Source organism: Bartonella sp. CB10SXKL (assembly GCF_042195515.1).
GTDB lineage: Bacteria > Pseudomonadota > Alphaproteobacteria > Rhizobiales > Rhizobiaceae > Bartonella.
Genome location: NZ_JBHION010000009.1, coordinates 13,516 through 28,751 on the forward strand (window position 1 = coordinate 13,516; position 15,236 = coordinate 28,751).

17 protein-coding genes, 1 tRNA gene and 1 pseudogene are annotated in these 15,236 nt (G+C 43.3%); 14 read left to right on the plus strand and 5 right to left on the minus strand.

Annotated elements, in window-relative coordinates; translation table 11 throughout:
- Positions 1 to 2,313: 2,313 nt before the first annotated feature.
- Positions 2,314 to 2,883 carry a hypothetical protein gene (locus tag ACFIK3_RS05865; RefSeq protein ID WP_273790862.1) on the minus strand — a complete coding sequence of 190 codons (570 nt, stop codon included), beginning with the start codon at positions 2,881 to 2,883 and terminating at the stop codon, positions 2,314 to 2,316.
- Positions 2,884 to 3,523: 640 nt separating this feature from the next.
- On the opposite strand from ACFIK3_RS05865, the gene ACFIK3_RS05870 reads away from it, so the two are divergent.
- The 7 genes from ACFIK3_RS05870 to ACFIK3_RS05900 all read left to right on the plus strand — a co-directional run bounded on the left by ACFIK3_RS05870 (position 3,524) and on the right by ACFIK3_RS05900 (position 6,116).
- Positions 3,524 to 3,691 (plus strand): hypothetical protein, encoded by a 168-nt coding sequence (locus tag ACFIK3_RS05870; protein ID WP_375676383.1) that lies wholly within the window; start codon positions 3,524 to 3,526, stop codon positions 3,689 to 3,691.
- Between the two features lie 56 nt (positions 3,692 to 3,747).
- The gene (locus ACFIK3_RS05875) at positions 3,748 to 3,966 is read left to right on the plus strand and encodes a hypothetical protein (protein WP_375676384.1); all 219 of its coding nucleotides are present in this window, start codon (positions 3,748 to 3,750) and stop codon (positions 3,964 to 3,966) included.
- 163 nt (positions 3,967 to 4,129) lie between these two features.
- The gene (locus tag ACFIK3_RS05880; RefSeq protein ID WP_375676385.1) at positions 4,130 to 4,291 is read left to right on the plus strand and encodes a hypothetical protein; all 162 of its coding nucleotides are present in this window, start codon (positions 4,130 to 4,132) and stop codon (positions 4,289 to 4,291) included.
- 24 nt (positions 4,292 to 4,315) lie between these two features.
- Positions 4,316 to 4,639, plus strand: a complete 324-nt coding sequence (locus ACFIK3_RS05885; RefSeq protein ID WP_375676386.1) for a hypothetical protein — start codon at positions 4,316 to 4,318, stop codon at positions 4,637 to 4,639.
- A 15-nt stretch (positions 4,640 to 4,654) separates the two neighbouring features.
- Positions 4,655 to 4,825, plus strand: coding sequence for a hypothetical protein (locus ACFIK3_RS05890; protein WP_375676387.1), 171 nt, complete (start codon positions 4,655 to 4,657; stop codon positions 4,823 to 4,825).
- A 179-nt stretch (positions 4,826 to 5,004) separates the two neighbouring features.
- Positions 5,005 to 5,565 carry a hypothetical protein gene (locus ACFIK3_RS05895; RefSeq protein ID WP_375676388.1) on the plus strand — a complete coding sequence of 187 codons (561 nt, stop codon included), beginning with the start codon at positions 5,005 to 5,007 and terminating at the stop codon, positions 5,563 to 5,565.
- Positions 5,544 to 6,116, plus strand: a complete 573-nt coding sequence (locus tag ACFIK3_RS05900; protein WP_375676389.1) for a hypothetical protein — start codon at positions 5,544 to 5,546, stop codon at positions 6,114 to 6,116. The genes ACFIK3_RS05895 and ACFIK3_RS05900 overlap by 22 nt, the downstream gene beginning before the upstream one ends.
- Here the strand turns inward: ACFIK3_RS05900 and ACFIK3_RS05905 are convergent.
- Positions 6,110 to 8,512, minus strand: a pseudogene (locus tag ACFIK3_RS05905) (toprim domain-containing protein); the annotation flags it as partial. The gene ACFIK3_RS05900 and the pseudogene ACFIK3_RS05905 overlap by 7 nt on opposite strands.
- Positions 8,513 to 8,613: 101 nt before the next feature.
- Positions 8,614 to 8,835, minus strand: coding sequence for a hypothetical protein (locus ACFIK3_RS05910; RefSeq protein WP_375676423.1), 222 nt, complete (start codon positions 8,833 to 8,835; stop codon positions 8,614 to 8,616).
- 6 nt (positions 8,836 to 8,841) lie between these two features.
- Here ACFIK3_RS05910 and ACFIK3_RS05915 point away from each other — a divergent pair, with 6 nt between their 5' ends.
- Complete coding sequence (locus ACFIK3_RS05915; RefSeq protein ID WP_375676390.1) at positions 8,842 to 9,201, plus strand: hypothetical protein; 360 nt, start codon at positions 8,842 to 8,844, stop codon at positions 9,199 to 9,201.
- A gap of 360 nt (positions 9,202 to 9,561) precedes the next feature.
- On the opposite strand, the gene ACFIK3_RS05920 is transcribed toward ACFIK3_RS05915, so the two are convergent.
- On the minus strand, positions 9,562 to 10,632 hold the full coding sequence (locus ACFIK3_RS05920) for a YdaU family protein (protein ID WP_375676391.1): 1,071 nt from the start codon (positions 10,630 to 10,632) through the stop codon (positions 9,562 to 9,564).
- A 416-nt stretch (positions 10,633 to 11,048) separates the two neighbouring features.
- Here ACFIK3_RS05920 and ACFIK3_RS05925 point away from each other — a divergent pair, with 416 nt between their 5' ends.
- The 5 genes from ACFIK3_RS05925 to ACFIK3_RS05945 all read left to right on the plus strand — a co-directional run bounded on the left by ACFIK3_RS05925 (position 11,049) and on the right by ACFIK3_RS05945 (position 14,768).
- Positions 11,049 to 11,366, plus strand: coding sequence for an XRE family transcriptional regulator (locus ACFIK3_RS05925; RefSeq protein WP_273790852.1), 318 nt, complete (start codon positions 11,049 to 11,051; stop codon positions 11,364 to 11,366).
- Positions 11,367 to 11,678: 312 nt separating this feature from the next.
- Positions 11,679 to 12,068, plus strand: coding sequence for a hypothetical protein (locus ACFIK3_RS05930; protein WP_273790851.1), 390 nt, complete (start codon positions 11,679 to 11,681; stop codon positions 12,066 to 12,068).
- Between the two features lie 2 nt (positions 12,069 to 12,070).
- Positions 12,071 to 12,259 (plus strand): hypothetical protein, encoded by a 189-nt coding sequence (locus ACFIK3_RS05935; RefSeq protein ID WP_273790850.1) that lies wholly within the window; start codon positions 12,071 to 12,073, stop codon positions 12,257 to 12,259.
- Between the two features lie 1,054 nt (positions 12,260 to 13,313).
- Positions 13,314 to 14,078, plus strand: a complete 765-nt coding sequence (locus tag ACFIK3_RS05940) for a lambda exonuclease family protein (RefSeq protein WP_375676392.1) — start codon at positions 13,314 to 13,316, stop codon at positions 14,076 to 14,078.
- Positions 14,079 to 14,606: 528 nt separating this feature from the next.
- On the plus strand, positions 14,607 to 14,768 hold the full coding sequence (locus tag ACFIK3_RS05945; protein WP_375663083.1) for a hypothetical protein: 162 nt from the start codon (positions 14,607 to 14,609) through the stop codon (positions 14,766 to 14,768).
- A 2-nt stretch (positions 14,769 to 14,770) separates the two neighbouring features.
- On the opposite strand, the gene ACFIK3_RS05950 is transcribed toward ACFIK3_RS05945, so the two are convergent.
- Positions 14,771 to 14,845: transfer RNA gene (locus ACFIK3_RS05950), tRNA-Thr, on the minus strand.
- 176 nt (positions 14,846 to 15,021) lie between these two features.
- Here ACFIK3_RS05950 and ACFIK3_RS05955 point away from each other — a divergent pair.
- The gene (locus tag ACFIK3_RS05955; RefSeq protein WP_273790845.1) at positions 15,022 to 15,174 is read left to right on the plus strand and encodes a hypothetical protein; all 153 of its coding nucleotides are present in this window, start codon (positions 15,022 to 15,024) and stop codon (positions 15,172 to 15,174) included.
- The last annotated feature ends 62 nt before the right edge of the window (positions 15,175 to 15,236 follow it).

The following is a 15,236-nucleotide window of genomic DNA, read 5'->3' on the forward strand; positions in this document are numbered from 1 at the left end:
TGCATCCTCTTATGGATTGGATACTGCCTTATGAGGGTTTGGCAGTTTCCGTTGAGGGGAAGGATGCACTCTTTTGAGGGCTAGAGTGCATCCTCTTATGGATTGGATACTGCCTTATGAGGGTTCGGCAGTTTCCGTTGAGGGGAAGGATGCACTCTTTAAGGGCTGGAGTGCATCCTTTCCATGGATTGAACGCACTCTTTGGAGGCTAAAGTGCATCCATAGGGAAAGGCATATTCCATAAGAAACAGAGATAACCAAAAGATTTGTTTTTATATTTTTATTGATAGGTTGCTGTATTTGCGAGGGCTATTCATTCTTTATTCTCAATATTTAAGATGATTATGTGATAAGGGTTGTTCGTCAATACAATCGTAAAAGACGCTGAGCATTTTTATAAAAATTAAGATATTTTTGTGCCTTTTTCTTGTTTTTTTTGTGTTTACACAAGATATGCACGGCTTTTCAACAGTTTGTTTTTTTTAGCTTTGCTAATGGCGTTGGCTAAACACTTCAATTATTTTAACTGCTTCAATACCGCCTTAAAAAAACAGTGCTTTATAATATGACAAAATAAGCTGTATAACTTTTGATTCTTACGCGATGCTAGAAAAAGGGGAATGTTAGGAGAGATGTTGTCTATATTCTTAGCTTATCTCTTAAGGTAGGAAGATTAACATACTTTCTGGATCTATTTTTATTTGGCCGGATCTATTTTTATTTGGTTTGACGGTTAAAGAGCAATAGCTGAATGGAATCACGCTTGCTTCATGTTTTTATCCTCACGCTTTAGATTTTTTCTCATAGAGATTTTGTTTTTAATGGGGTTTTACGCGAATCATGTAAAACAGAATGTTCTAAATAGAATATATTTGTGTTGCACATTTACGTACTTGTTTAAAAAACATTATGTTGTCTTATCATCACAATGATGTTGATGAATGGGGATGTTGATGAATGGGGATGTTGATGAATGGGATAATGGAGAAATCTCTTGCGAAGTGGATAAGCCCTTCTTTAAAATCTCATAAGGGGAAAGCCTGCACTATCATACTATTCGCGCCTCATGTGATGACAGCCTTTGGCTCTTGAGCGTGTTCATAAGAGGCATTTTGATTCTTTATCTTGCTAGTGTTTTATTTCATATGTCTCTCATGTTTGTAATGTGGAAAAGACAAGGTGTTGATTGATGCAACATGAAATAAATTTAAAATGAGAGAATCCCTATGATATCCGGGTCTCTTAAATTTTATATGGATAACTGGAAATTATTATTATAAATCAAAGTATTATCGTGATACATCAACCTGTTGGTGGACTATGCGATAAAGAAAGTTATCCAGTAGTTAAGTCATTCTGTTATGTCGTAAAACACTGTCATTTGAAGTTTGGTGATATGAAGCAGGCTTCTTTGGATATGTTTTAAGTGTTTTTTTAAGGGCGTGGTGAATCTTTAAGACAGAGCAAGCTTCTGTTGCGCCTTGAGTTTAGCTGAAAATCCCTGAATGGAAGCCAAGAGGAAATGGAAGCCAAGAGGAAATGGAAGCCAAGAGGAAATGGAAGCCAAGAGAGAAGTGTATCCAAGCTGTTTGTAAATCAGATTGAGTTAAGAATCTTTGTTCTTTGAGAATGAAACGCAAGTCAATTTGACAAAAGAATGATCTATTTTGCGGGTAGACCTTATGGAGGAATATAACAAAGCTCATAAGGAAGTGATTTAAGACAATACAGTCATAAAAAAGTACAGTTATAAAAAAAAGTCCTCCGTCGCAATTAGAGGACCAAAGAGCAGGAGAATTTTAACATTGACTCGCAGGACGTGTCAAAAAAGAATAAATTCAAAAGGCCGTACTAAATACAAAAAATCATACTTAAAGAACCTACCACATTATAATTAGCAGAGAATTGAAAAAATAGCAATATAAAAAATACTTTTTACAAAAAATTTTGTCATTTTGCATTAAAACTTAATACTTTTTTCAATTGAATATTTGTTTTAAGACTCGATATTAATTAAACTATATTTAAAAATATTATGATACATGCAAGCATCTTGATAATATTCTTCAATCAAAAACGAATTAAGAGCCCCTCATGATTATAGGACTGATATGGGGGAAGGCTTTTTGTTTTTAAGAGTGTGGGGTGTATCTTAAGTATGTGTGGGGGGTGAAGTATTGTCCTTTTGGGTGTGGGGGGCAAGGTAATGAAAATGGGGGCGAGAGCTGCTCAATGCTTGAGCCCGTGTGGGGGAGGTTTCTTTAGAGGGGCGGGGGCAACATGGGAGGCCGCTTAAAATGGCGAGGAGGGGGATTATTCAAAATGTTTATGGTTTGCATATCCCCAATGAAATGCGAGCAAGTCTAAACAATCTCGTAAATGATCGGCAAGGGAGTTTTGTTTGCGTTTTGAAGAACTTAATTCTTTTATCGCTTGTCCATGGCCGATAACGCGTTCAAGCAGTGAATAGCCAAGAATACCCAGTTGAACTTTGATTGTTCTTAAATGATTGGAGGCTTCTATTTGACGTTCAATGGGGTGTATGTACCCTTGGCTACAGGAAACCTTTTCACGGGTGTAGTCAAGGCTCATGTGGAGATCGGCTTGGCTTTGACGCCAGTAAAAATAAAAACGTTCTGCCGCTTTATATTGGGCTTTGCTGAGATGTCCTTTCGCATATAAAAGTGCAATGGGATGGCTTTGTGCATTGGCAATGGCATTGATGGTGCGCGGGTTGCTGGAACTTTCTCGATGATTGGGTTTAAAATAAGGATTACGCGTTTCAACAGGGATTTCTTGCGTCTTTAAATGACCAATGTGCTTTTCTTGATTTTGATGATCAAGCGGGCAGGTTTGCATATTTTTTTTCTGCTTATGGGTCATAGCATCTCCTTAAAAATTATCGTTTGCTTCTTTATGTTTATGCAAAGAAACGGGATTGTGCTGTTGTATGCTTGTTGAGGGATACGTTTTTATGTCTGCTTTTTGCGTGAGGGGAAGTTTCAAAAAAAGGGTGAGGGGTCGCTTTCTGTGGGTGTTGTCATTGTTTTATAGGAGAGGGGTTTATAGGGGAGGCTGTATGGGAGAAAAGTGTATTGTCTCGCGTGGATTTGCTTCTTGAAAGGATTGGCATTTTTTTGCATGATGGGCGTTACCTGTAATTTTACTGCTGTGGGGGATATTGATGCCGCATGATTTGGTTTTTTTGCCGTGGTTGGTATTTTTCTGCTTTGTTGCTCTTGTCTTTGTTTCTATTTATGCGGCAATGAGGTTTTTCGCGGTTACAAGGAAGGACTTTTTTAAGAGTAGGGTGCTTGCATTCTTTGTTGGCGTGAGCTCTAAGTTTGTTTATGCGCAAGCTGAGCACTTTGGTTTGACTCAGGTGTGGTTCTCAAACAGTTAGGTCTTTCACATTCTTTTTGGCGTTGTCTTTGGTCTTATCCTTGGGCTTATTTGTCTAGGGGCAAAGCGTCTTGGTTTTAGGCTTTCATTCTTTACAAAGGATTGATCTTTTGCTGCATTTTTGGCATGGTCTCTGATTTTTACTTATAAAGGAGCGGGGCGTATGGTGGTTGCGCGGGACATGTTTTTGAAGGGGCTGGTGTTTTGCGGTGTTGTTGGACTTGTTCCTTTTTTTGCTTTGGAGGGGGTACGGTGTGTGCGTGTACTGTTGGGGGGCTTAAAAAAATGAGCATTTTTCTGTCCCACGGGCTTGGTCTTTGATGTTCTTTCTGTGAGGGGTATTTGATGTCGAACGATGTGATGTTTTTGCAGTTGTTGGCACTTTTCTGTCCTTTGGTTCTCGCCTTTGTTTCTATTTATGCGGGAATAAGGTTTTTCGGGTTTACAAGGAAGGACTTTTTTAAGGGTGGGGTGCTTGCATTCTTTGTTGGCGTGACCTCTAAGTTTGTTTATGGGCAAGCTGAGCACTTTGGTTTGACTTGGTTGTGGTTCTCAAACAGTTAGGTCTTTCACATTCTTTTTGGCGTTGTCTTTGGTCTTATCCTTGGGCTTATTTGTCTAGGGGCAAAGCGTCTTGGTTTTAGGCTTTCATTCTTTGCAAAGGATTGATCTTTTGCTGCATTTTTGGCATGGTCTCTGATTTTTACTTAATAAAGGAGCGGGGCGTATGGTGGTTGCGCGGGACATGTTTTTAAAGGGGTTGGTGTTTGTGGGCACTATTGGACTTGTTCCTTTTTTTGCTCTGGAGGGGGTACGGTGTGTGCGTGTACTGTTGGGGTGGTGCTTAAAAAAAATGAGCATTTCTCTTCCCCACGGGCGTGGTCTTTGATGTTCTTTCTGTGAGGGGTCTTTGATGTCGAACGATGTGATGTTTTGGCTGTTGTTGGGGTTTTTCTGCTTTGTTGCTCTTGTCTTTGTTTCTATTTATGCGGCAATGAGGTTTTTCGGGGTTACAAGGAAGGCTTTTTTAAAAAATTTGGCGTTGAGCTTCATTATTATCGCTGTCTCTAAGTTTGTTTATGGGCAAGCTGAGCACTTTGGTTTGACTCAGGTGTGGTTTTCAAACAAGTGGGTCTTTCACATTCTTTTTGGCGTTGTCTTTGGTCTTATCCTTGGGCTTATTTGTCTAGGGGCAAAACGTCTTGGGTTTAGGCTTTCATTCTTTGCAAAGGATTGATCTTTTGCTGCATTTTTGGCATGGTCTCTGATTTTTACTTATGAAGGAGCGGGGCGTATGGTGGTTGCGCGGGACATGTTTTTGAAGGGGCTGGCGTTTTGCTGCGTTGTTGGAGCTGTTCCTTTTTTTGCTTTGGAGGGGGTACGGTGTGTGCGTGTACTGTTGGGGTGGTGCTTAAAAAAATGAGCATTTTTCTTTTCCACGGGCGTGGTCTTTGATGTTCTTTCTGTGAGGGGTATTTGATGTCGAACGATGTGATGTTTTAGCTGTTGTTGGGGGTTTGCTGCTTTTTTGCTCTGGCCTTGATTTTTATTTATAAGGGAGCAAAGCGTCGCTCTGTTACAGAGTGGGTGTTTTGGAGATGGGTGGTGCTTTATGGCGTTGTTGCCACCTATCTTGGTTTTGTTTATGTGGGCGTGGGTCGTCGCGCTGTTGACGGGGAGCTGCTCTTGAAGGGGGCGGTGTTTTCTTGCATTTTTGCAACTGTCCTTGGTTTGGTGCATCTGGGCGTCAAGAGCATGCCTGTTGCTTGGCAAGTGTTCTTAAAGGCGGTTATGTTTTGTTGCATGATGGGCTTTATCCTGTGGTTTGCTGCTGTGGGTGTCAGAGATATGGATAGCATAAGGGCGGTATTCTTAAAGGTTTTGCTCTTGTCTGTATTGTTGAAAGTGCTCTTGGGGTTCTTTATACGCGAGCAAAGTGATACGGTGTTACAGAGGTCGTTGCGTGTTTTGAATTTTGTGCTGTTTTCCTGCATTTTGGGTACTCTCCTTTGTTTTACCCGTCTGGGAGCAGAGAATCTAGGGTTGAGCTGGCTTTGGTTCTCGGATGAGAGGGTGTTGCCCTTTATTGTTGGATTTTTTTCTCCTTTGATTTATCAGGGTATAAGGTGTGCGCGTGTTCTATGGGCTTGGTTTTTGAGGTAGCTGGTGTTTTTTTGCTGTTGTTGGTGTTTTCCTACCTTTTTATTGTTGTCGTTATTGGTACTTATAGGCTTTCCAAGCGCTTCGATATTCCGTGGTGGCGGGCGGCGTTTTATTGTATTTTTGGTGTTTCCCTCTTTTTGAAGGAAGTGCTGTTTTACGGTATTTTAGGAGTCGTCCTTTTTTTAGCTCTTTTGGGGATGGAGAGTATGGACATACCGTGGGGACTATTGTCCTTGATGGGGATCGTGTTTGCTGTACTGTTGGAGTGGTTCTTGATTTTGCATATGAGGGGGCGACAAAATGGAGTGGTGACGCGTTGTTTGTGGTTATTGAAGGGGTTGGTGTTTTGCGCCATTGCTGGAGCGATCTTTTTTTGTTTGCCTTTGGGAGCAGAGAATATGGGGTTGAGCTGGCTTTGGTTTGCGAAGGATTGGGTGTTTTTCATTATTTGTGGATTGATCCTTCCTGTTGTTTCTGTGGGAGCAAGGCGTGCGCGTGTGAAGGCGGAGGCGTTTTTAAAGAGAGTGGGGTTTATGGGGTATTACAGATAACGTCGAGGGAATGATTGTTCAAAAGAACAGCGATAGCGGTAGGTTTGGGGATCAAACCAAAGCCCTATTTTGCCTTCAAAATCACCAGAACGTTGTTTGGCAATATTCATAATAACGCCTGGGCGTTTTGCTAAATCTGCTTTTTCTTGTGCTAGAGAGGCGGCAAAGATTTTATCTTCCAACGACCGATTGCGCCAAATGGTGATGATATTAAAGGCATTGGCACCAATTTCTGAGGCGCCTTTAATGTCTTCTGTGCTGGGGATATCTTTATCCAGACCGCCTTTGCGAGCATGGGCGACAAGGTGAATATGCACATTGTTTAAAACAGCCCAATCAACCATTTTATAAACCGCTTGTTCTTGTCTTGCATAATCATCAGAGGCAATGCCAAGCCGCATCAAACTGTCGATGATAAATTGATCGCAGCCATAGCGCGCACGGCAATAGTCAAAGACTTCAAGCAAGGTATCTACGCTCGATTTGCCAACATGCTCATAAAGAATAAGCCCTTCGTCTAAAAAATGAAGAATCCGTTCAATCGTTTCTTTTGTAGGCTGTTCTAAGCCGCCCGTTTGTTTGGTTAAACGGCGAAGTGATTGTTCTCCTTTCATTTCTAGAGACGCTAAGCAAAGGCGACTCTTTTGTGCAATCCAATGGGGAATACAGTCTGATAATAATTGGCTTTTACCTGCACCACTCGCACCACTCCAGAGCGTTAATTCTGCTGGGCGGAAATGCAATTTGTCCTTCAGTTTAGGATAGGGAACCGTATAACCAAGATGTTTTTCAGGCTCTGGCCAAAAAAGCCCAATCACTTGATCTTTATAGTCTGAGGCGCGCCGTAAACCTTCTGGTGCAAAGCTTTGTGCTGAGGAAAAGGCAGCTTTTATGGTGGCTTTATCGATCCCTGCGGTTAAACAGTCATTGGCATCTTTAAGGGGTAAACGGACACGGTAGCAACGGTGGCGTCCAAGCCTGCTGGCAATCTCACGGGCTGCTTCTTCTCCGGGCGGATCCATATCGGTGGCTAAAAAAATCGTTTCAAAAGATTCTAAATGATCAAATTCATTTTCAATCCAGTTGTGTTTTCCTCCACTGCCTCCTCCAAAGGGAACAGAAACCGCCGGATATCCATAGGCGGCTAAGGATAGCGCATCAATTTCTCCTTCAGTGATAACAATGGTACGGTTTGTTGAAGAAAAATTGGGGAATGGCGCCTGTTGGGGCGCGTGCGTGGGTGCCTGCTGGGGTGTGTGCGGGGAGGCGTGGTTGGTTGAGGCGGTGTTTTGGGGCGCCTGCTGAGGTGCGTGTTGGGATGCCTGCTGGGATGTGTGCAGGGATGCCTTTGTGGAGGCGGGGTTGATTGTGGCGGTGTTTTGGGGTGCCTGTGTGGAGGCGGGGTTGATTGTGGCGGTGTTTTGGGGTGCCTGCGTGGAGGGGTGGTTGGTTGAGGGTACCTGCTGAGGTGCGTGTTGGGTTACCTGTTGGGATGTGTGCGGGGATGCCTGTGTAGAGGCGGGGTTGGTTGAGGGTACCTGCTGGGGTGTGTTTTGGGGTGCCTGCTGAGGTGCGTGCTGGGTTGCCTGTTGGGATGTGTGCGGGGATGCCTGTGTAGAGGCGTGGTTGGTTGAGGCGGTGTTTTGGGGCGCCTGCGTGGAGGCGTGGTTGGTTGAGGGTACCTGCTGAGGTGTGTGTTGGGGTGCCTGTGTAGAGGTGGGGTTGGTTGAGGGTACCTGCTGAGGTGTGTGTTGGAATACTTGCTGAGGTGTGTGCTGGGTTGCCTGCTGGGATGTGTGCGTGGAGGGGTGGTTTGTGGGGTAAAGGGCTTGCCAACCAAATAAAATCGGTTCACATTGGGAGGCTGTTGGTTTGGTTTTTGCTCCCGTTTGCGCAAGCCGTTCTTTGACTAAAGCAAGGGTGCCGTCGGGTTTATAAAAGGGGAAAATGATTTTTTCGCCATTTTCTCCTATGCGGTAACGCTTTATAATCTCTAGAGGAATGCGGCGTTCTTCATGGAGATAGGTTTTTACAAGATTCTGCGGGCTCTGCCCTGTAGGAACCGGTGGACGGCGATAGGAACGATGGGGCGCCATAAAGGGTTTGGGGCGTGTCAAATTGAGAGTCGCGCGTGCTTCTTCTAAGGCTTGAGAGAGGCTAATGCCTTTGACTTCACACCAAAGGTCTAAAAGATCTCCTCCTGTGCTTTCTGCAAAATCATACCAAAGTCCTGCTTTACTACCACTTAAGCAAATCGATAAACTTTGACCCGCTTCACCACGTGTGTTGCCTACAATCCAATTGTTGCCTCGTTTGTGCCCTTGGGGAAGAAGCATTTCTACTATTTTATCGGCTTGTGAGATAAGTTTTTGTTTGATTTCAAAAATTGTGCTCATGATCATTCGTGATATTATTGTCGTTTTTCTCAAGATGTGGGAGGTGAGGACTCTGTTTTTGCTGTTCTCACCATTCGATCTGATCGTAAAGTCCCGTGGTGCTATGGGGCTTGCCAGTTTACTTTGAGAGCTTCTTTGCCGCTCTTTTTTTGCCAATAGTCGCGAAACCTCTTGGCTTGCCAAAGGGCTTGACTCTCACTCAAACCTTTTTGAAATGGCTGTGTTGGTGTTTGTTTGCTAAGAGCATGGGAAGTGGTGCCTTGAGGAAAGGAGGAAGGGGGTGAAAGAAGGGTGGGGCGGATGCCTGTGAGGGTGTGGTGCATGCTGGAGTGTCCTGTTGGGATGCCTTGTGTTGGGGTGGTGCATGTTGGAGTGTCCCTGTTGGGGCATGTGTTGGGGTGCCTTGTGTTGGGGTGTCTGTTGGGGTGCCTGTGTGGAAGGGGTGGGTTTGTTGCCAAAGAGTTTGCTTTTCATTGAGTTTTTCTGAAATGGCTGTGTTGGTGTTTGTTTGCCAAGAACATGGGAAGTGGTGCCTTGAGGAAAGGAGGAAAGCGGAAAGGAGGAAGGATGCAAGAAGGGTGGGGTGGATGCCTGAGGGTGTGGTGCATGTTGGAGTGTCCTGTTGGGGTGCCTGTGTGGAGGGGGTGGGTTTGTTGCCAAAGAGTTTGCTTTTCATTGAGTTTTTCTGAAATGGCTCTGTTGGTGTTTGTTTGCCAAGAGCATGGGAAGTGGCGCCTTGAGAAAAGGAGGAAGGCGGAAAGGAGGAAGGATGCAAGAAGGTGGGGCGGATGCCTGTGAGGGTGTGGTGCATGCTGGAGTCCTGTTGGGTGCCTTGTGTTGGGGTGCCTGTGGATGTCCTTGTGTGGGGAAAACGCTTTTGTGATGAGAGCAAAATGGTCGATGTTGACGCGTTTTGCTGTGTGAATCGCCTATCCAAGTGTTGTTTTGCCGCCCTTTGTTTTGTTCTGTGTTATTTTGTCCGATGCTGTTGTGGTTTTGAAACATTTTTATCCCCGCGCGTGCTTGAAAAATACGTTGTTTTTGTGATGTCAAAAATTGTCATTATAGTTGATCAAACTGCGGTAAAGGGTGTCGTTGTTCTCAGAGATGAAAGATGAGGAGCTTCCCTGTTTTTGCTGTTCTTGCCGTTCGATCTCACGGCGAAACCAGTTGCGCCATGTGGCTTGCCAGTCTACTTTGAGAGCTTCTTTGCCGCTCTTGGCTTGCCAATAGTCGCGAAACTTCTTTTCTTGCCAATGGGCTTGGCTTTCACTCAAACCTTCTGAAACTGCCGCCTTGATGTCTGCTTGCCAATGCTCAGGAAGACGGTGCCCTTTGGCAACTGAGGAAGTGGTTTTTTTGTTGGTGCAAAGCGGGATGGAGGCAGAAAGATTGCTGGGGGGAAGAGTGGTGGCGGATTTTGTTTTTTCCCCCGTGACAATTTGCGCGATAGGGGCGGAGGTAAACTCGGCTTGGGGAGCAGTTAAAGAGGGGGCGTTTTTTTGCTCCGCTTCTTCTTGTGGAGGGGAAGAGAGAGGTGAATCAATAGCCGATGAGGAGGATGGATGATCGCTTTGTTCAAAGTTCTCTTCGAAGGAAAAACAAGACTCTGTCTCATCAAACAAAATTTTCTTTTCTAAAACACCGTAAGGTGTTTCCTTTTCTTCTGTCTTTTGAGCTTCTGAGCTTTGTGCAGCATCTTTTGGACTTTCGTTAAGCAGTTGTTGCATCTCTGCATTGATTTTTTTGCGTTTTTTTGCCGAAGAACGACCCGCAAAGGATTTTTGTTCAAGCAATTTTTCACGCTCTTGAAAAATATTTTCGCAACGCTTGTTCCATAATCCATTGGCTAAATTTAAAATCTTACCCTCTTGGATGAGCATTTCTAAAACATTAACAAAAGTTCGCTTGTCACAACCACAAAGACGCGCTAAACGTTCTTTCGATATTTCTAAAGGTCGTCCACGGGCATACATTTCATTGAGAAGAATCGTATAGATTCCAATTTCGTGTGCGCGCATCCCACGTACACCTCCTAGAAAGTCATTTTGATACCAACAAACATATGGAAGCCTAGACGATTCATAATGAGGAGTTTCTTGTTGATTAGCGTGTTTCATACTGCAATCTACTTTCTTCTTTTTTATACATTTTTATTGATGATAAAAGCTCAAATAAGGATTTAACTTGTGTTGCTTTTGGCTCTGTTCGATGATGACTAGAGGCTTCTTTACGACGCTTATAAATGATTGGCTGTGCTTGAAGAGCATGCAAACTTACGATTTAAGATTGCGGTGATGGAAAAAATAAAGAATACCACACATTCTCAACGTACTTGCTTTTGGGCAGAAGCTTTGGAGAGTGGTCTTTTATATCCTGTAGGGTGGTTAAAGTGTTTTTATGATCCAAAAATAAAAAAATTTCCCCCGAAAAAGTAAAATTTGTTTCCTTAATTTTATCCTTTTTAGAGGATAATGCAAGCTCGTTTTATAAAAAGGACGTGTTTTTTTAAAAAGACGCGCTATATGGTGAAATTATGAATATCGATGGTTGGCGTCAAAGATTAAGAATCGCTTTGGAAAAAAGTGGGCGGTCAAAAAGATCTATCTCCCTCGCTGCCGGTAAAGGCGCGGGGTACCTTCATTCTATTCTTTCTGAAGGAAAAGAACCAACAATCGAATCTCTCTCGCGAATTTGTCACGAAATTAATATCAGTATGAATTATATTCTTTATGGTAAAGGGGCTAGCCCTGAAGATAAAGAATTTATAGAGCTTATTTCGAAACTCTCTCCGCAAGAGAGACAGGCGATTTTGACTCTTTTGCGGCGGCCAATTGACGAAGCTTCAAAATAACTTCCTTCTGTGCTTTTGAATCAAGGCGACTCCAGTATTTTATTAATATTATGTCACTCATTTTATCTCTCCTGTGTGTTTATAATTGCAATTTTGTAAGAACAAATAGAGAACAACAAAGGGGCATGAGAGGAACAAAGAATAATAGATTTTTATTTACATATGTCATTTGAACCCCGTAGATATTTAAAATATATCTTTTATGAAGGATAAAATGGTTGACATCTCTCCTATAGAGGAGATAAGACTAACGCTATATTTAGTCTTGTCAAGACAAGGCTATGCTTTATCAACTATCTAAAGGGGGAAATCATGAAAAATATTTCATTCGTTAAAGAGGATGAAATCATTATCGTTTTATGCGAAGAGGAAAATCCTTGTACTTATGAAGGACCAATCGACGAAATCGAAGAAGTGCTCGAACTGATTGAAGAATGTGAAACTGTTTATAGAGTTTTACGACTCGATCTGACAACTTCTCATGCTGAAGATGTTACGGAACAAATCGCTGATTTTTATGTCGAAAATCATGAAATGAATGAAGAAAATACACAATTGCAGCCCTTCATTTTGAATAGTGAAGCTTATCATGCTTGTTTAAATGAAAGAGCGGCTTGCGATTATGAAGATAATCTCTATGGCTCTTATGAAAAACAGCATCGTTTACGCCCATGTGATGTCTTGACAGATTATTGGTGGTAAACATGCCAAGTTATCTCAAGACTTCTTATCAAGGGATTCCACTTTATTATGCTGGAAATATGCGAAATTTAATCAGACTCGAACCACAAAAACACAACGCTATACTTTTTATATCGCAAGAGGTGGCTCAGTCTATGGCAAAAAAATTGGAGGAAGAATATTGCCGCCATGATTTTTCCGTCGTGCAATAGCAGGGTTGAAAAAGGAAGCCGCAATGAAAGGGCCCAAGTGCTTTTTCATTGCGGTGACAATGGTGTGCATTATGCTTTCGTTCTTGGAAGGGAAGCTTAAGGGAGCTTAGGGGGGAGCTTTGCGGGGGTTTTTTTAGCCGACATGGGAAAGGGGGGCATGAAGAAAAGAGCCTATATATGAGAAATTGCGGGCGCTTGTGTGTGGGGGGGGAAGTTGCTGGCTGGTTCATTGGGGGATAAGGCAATGGTGGGGCAGGTCGTCATTCAGTGACTTGGAGTGACACGAAAGCATGTTGGAAAATAAAAATGAAGGCTTAGGGGGAAGAGAAGCAGCAGTACAAACAGGTTCCAACCTATAAAAAGGCACGTTCAAGGGGGAAAAGAGCCGGTTTTTGTGTTTTTGCGGCACGCAAGTAGGGAGCTTGGAATGATACGTAAAGCATGCTGGAAAATAAAAATGAAGGCTTAGGGGGAAGAGAAGCAGCAGTACAAACAGGTTCCAACCTATAAAAAGGCACGTTCAAGGGGGAAAAGAGCCGGTTTTTGTGTTTTCGGGGTACGCAAGTAGGGAGCTTGGAATGATACGTAAAGCATGCTGGAAAATGGAAGAAGGTGTTTGACGGGGGAGTCGTTAAAGCTTGTTTAGACGTATTGGGACAAACGGGGGGATTTTGGGAGCTTTTGTGGTGCGTGCTGGGGGAGCGCCGCAATGAAAGGGCCCAAGTGCTTTTTCATTGCGGTGACAATGGTGTGCATTATGCTTTCGTTCTTGGAAGGGAAGCTTAGGGGAAGCTTAGGGGGGAGCTTTGCGGGGGTTTTCTTAGCCGACATGGGAAAGGGGGGCATGAAGAAAAGAGCCTATATATGAGAAATTGCGGAGGGGGGATGTTGAGGGGGGCAGCAGTTTTTGTGTTTTCAGCGGCGCAATATTGAAGGATGCATTGAAGGATGTTGTCGCCTTTAGTCCGTGTGAGGGACACAGGCTTTAAAAATATGAATGTTTCAAAGAGGATATATTGCAAAAAACACTTTAAAGATGAAGGGGAGAAAGGTCATGCCAATTATTATCGATTGTATTCAAGGAACAGAAGAATGGCAGAAAGTGCGTAATGGTTTGATTACGGCTTCTTTGTTTGAGATGGTTATGGCACAAAAAAAACAGGGGCAAAAAACGTCACGCTATCAGAGTGTGATGATGAAATTGGCGGGAGAAAGAATTACAGGAAAAACCGTTGAGGAAGGAACAACGCTTTCTCAGCGACGTGGAACAGAATTAGAACCAATCGCACGACAGCTTTATGGGGAACTTACACATACAGAACCTGAATGTATTGGCTTTGTTTTGGCTGATGATCGTGGACAAGGATTTTCCCCCGATGCTTTTGTGGGAAAAAATGGCTTATTAGAAATTAAAACAAAAAAACCTGAAATTTTGATCCCTCATTTCATGCAAAAGAATTTTCCAGCAGAACATAAAGCACAATGTCAAGGGGGATTATGGATTTCTCAACGCGAATGGGTGGATTTAATGCTCTATTGGCCGGATATGCCTCCTTTGATTAAACGGGCTTATCGTGATGAAGCGTATATTTGCAAGCTTGAAAATGAAATTAGCCGTTTTAATGAGGCTTTGGAGAAGATGGTACAGCAAATTAAGAGTGTTGGGATAGGTTTTCATCTAAGGACAGAAATTGCTTTGAAGGAGGGGGAAGAAAGGGTGCTTGGAATGAAGACAAAGCGTCTGCTGGAGGGCAAAACAAGAATGAGGCGGGCAAGAAAGGGATCGTGTGCAGCGTTGAGGAGAGGCAAAGTTCTATAAAAAGGAAAGAGCAGAGGGGGAAAAGAGCCGGTTTTTATGTTGGAGGAGGGTGCCAAACAAGGGGGCGCAGGGAAGTAGGGAGCGTAGCGAACTTAAGGGACATGAATGTGAAAGCATGTTGGGAAATGGGGGGAAGAAAGGGTGCTTGGAGCGCATGCAAGGCGTATGCTGGAGAGGAAAACGAGAATGGGAGTAAGGCCAAGTGCTTAGAGGTATGGAGGGGGGATTTTGGGAGCTTTTGTGGTGCGTGCTGGGGGAGAGCGCCGCAATGAAAGGGCCCAATTTTCATTGCGGTGACAATGGTGTGCGTTATGCTTTCGTTCTTGGAGGGAAGCTTAGGGGGGCTTTGCGAGGATTTTTTTAGCCGATATGGGAAAAAGGGATGTAGGGGCATGAAGAGCCTATGCATGAGGAACTGTGGGGGACGTGTTGGGGACAACCGGTGGTTTAGGGAAAAAAGGGGGAAGCCAATGGGAGGGGGGCTATTCTTTGGGGTGTGTCAATTTCAAAAGCCGCTCATAAAGCATTTTGGAGATTAAGCGTGTCATTGAAGCCATTGATTTTGTAGCCATTGAAGCGCATGGTTTAAAGGATGGAGGATTTGATGAAGCCAATGGAGGCTGGGGGAAAAAATTGAGGCTTATAGAGAAGGCTTATAGGGGAAAGAAGAGAGAGGCAAAAGAAGAATAAAATGGTGCTGCGAGAGAGGATTGAACTCTCGACCTCTCCCTTACCAAGGGAGTGCTCTACCACTGAGCTACCGCAGCCCTTTTCAATCTTTGCGCTGTCTTGTGCCATATTGTCAGAAAATAGGCAAGAGAACATTTGTATATTCTTGCAAGAAAACGTATCTTATGTCATGACATATGTTTCTTATATGCTTAAATATTTAAGGTTATGAGTTGCTTGGATAGAAGCTCAACACTGTTTAAAAGGTTGCGCAATGACACAAATGTATCAAAAACAAAAACAAAATGAAATGAATCATCAAGATGAAAAAGCAAAACGACGTCAAGAAAGATTGGCGCAACAATTGCGTCAAAACCTGAAACGTCGAAAAGAACAATGCCGAAAAAGAGCACAAACAGAGCTCTAAAATGCAAAAAGCTCTAAAATGCAAAAAAATGTTTTTTAGTGAAGCTTTGCAACCAAACTTCT

What these genes read in the sequence shown, in the direction of transcription:
- ACFIK3_RS05900 (WP_375676389.1), top strand. Translation starts at nt 5,544, where the DNA reads ATGGGCTTGGTTTTTGAGGTAGCTGGTGTTTTTTTGCTGTTGTTGGTG.
- ACFIK3_RS05880 (WP_375676385.1), top strand. Translation starts at nt 4,130, where the DNA reads ATGGTGGTTGCGCGGGACATGTTTTTAAAGGGGTTGGTGTTTGTGGGC.
- ACFIK3_RS05940 (WP_375676392.1), top strand. Translation starts at nt 13,314, where the DNA reads ATGCCAATTATTATCGATTGTATTCAAGGAACAGAAGAATGGCAGAAA.
- ACFIK3_RS05925 (WP_273790852.1), top strand. Translation starts at nt 11,049, where the DNA reads ATGAATATCGATGGTTGGCGTCAAAGATTAAGAATCGCTTTGGAAAAA.
- ACFIK3_RS05955 (WP_273790845.1), top strand. Translation starts at nt 15,022, where the DNA reads ATGACACAAATGTATCAAAAACAAAAACAAAATGAAATGAATCATCAA.
- ACFIK3_RS05875 (WP_375676384.1), top strand. Translation starts at nt 3,748, where the DNA reads ATGTCGAACGATGTGATGTTTTTGCAGTTGTTGGCACTTTTCTGTCCT.
- ACFIK3_RS05935 (WP_273790850.1), top strand. Translation starts at nt 12,071, where the DNA reads ATGCCAAGTTATCTCAAGACTTCTTATCAAGGGATTCCACTTTATTAT.
- ACFIK3_RS05865 (WP_273790862.1), bottom strand. Translation starts at nt 2,883, where the DNA reads ATGACCCATAAGCAGAAAAAAAATATGCAAACCTGCCCGCTTGATCAT.
- ACFIK3_RS05920 (WP_375676391.1), bottom strand. Translation starts at nt 10,632, where the DNA reads ATGAAACACGCTAATCAACAAGAAACTCCTCATTATGAATCGTCTAGG.
- ACFIK3_RS05910 (WP_375676423.1), bottom strand. Translation starts at nt 8,835, where the DNA reads ATGCACCACACCCTCACAGGCATCCGCCCCACCCTTCTTTCACCCCCT.
- ACFIK3_RS05930 (WP_273790851.1), top strand. Translation starts at nt 11,679, where the DNA reads ATGAAAAATATTTCATTCGTTAAAGAGGATGAAATCATTATCGTTTTA.
- ACFIK3_RS05885 (WP_375676386.1), top strand. Translation starts at nt 4,316, where the DNA reads ATGTCGAACGATGTGATGTTTTGGCTGTTGTTGGGGTTTTTCTGCTTT.